The sequence below is a fragment of the Vibrio sp. 1641 genome (assembly GCF_033339995.1).
In the GTDB taxonomy this organism is placed as follows: Bacteria; Pseudomonadota; Gammaproteobacteria; order Enterobacterales; family Vibrionaceae; genus Vibrio; species Vibrio alginolyticus.
This window is the reverse complement of record NZ_JAWOVP010000483.1, coordinates 1-528: the sequence shown is the minus strand read 5'-3', so window position 1 is coordinate 528 and position 528 is coordinate 1. Positions and strand designations below refer to the sequence as shown.

The 528-nt window shown below is 48.1% G+C and carries 1 protein-coding gene; it reads right to left on the bottom strand.

From position 1 onward, the window contains the following. Nucleotides 1-528, bottom strand: a 528-nt coding sequence (locus R7Z47_RS26695) for a Tn3 family transposase (protein WP_318131003.1), incomplete at both ends; no start/stop codon positions are given.

Genomic DNA, 528 nt, shown 5'->3' with positions numbered 1-528 from the left:
CATGCTTCTCCCCGGTTCAGGGCACGTTGCACATACTGCCGCAAACTGGCATCGTCGATGTAGTCAAGTAAATATTGCGCTTTAACCAGTCGATTATACTCTGTCAGCGCCTGTAATATCGGGTGTCCTGAAGGATAACCAGACAGTTTTCTCACCAGTATTGCCTGTGTTGTTCGTTTTGTCTGAAGTGACAGGACAATACGCCTGATATCCTGCCATCCCGTTTCGATGACATTCGTCCTGATGGGCTTTTTCAGGGCAAGGTTGGTGCCGCCGTGTTCATTTTCAGTTACGGCAAACAGATCATTGATGACACTACTGAACTGCGCGTATCGCGGTGCAAAACTGTAACCGCATAGATCCAGTAAGGCGAAGTTAACATGATTGACACCGTGTGTATCTGTCGAGAGTACGTCAGGTTTGATTTCACTGCTGTTGGATTGTAACAGGTCATAAATATAGTGTGATTCGTGCTCGTTGGAACCGATGATCCGAGCATTGAGGGCGCTGTGGTTGGCCACCAGTGTC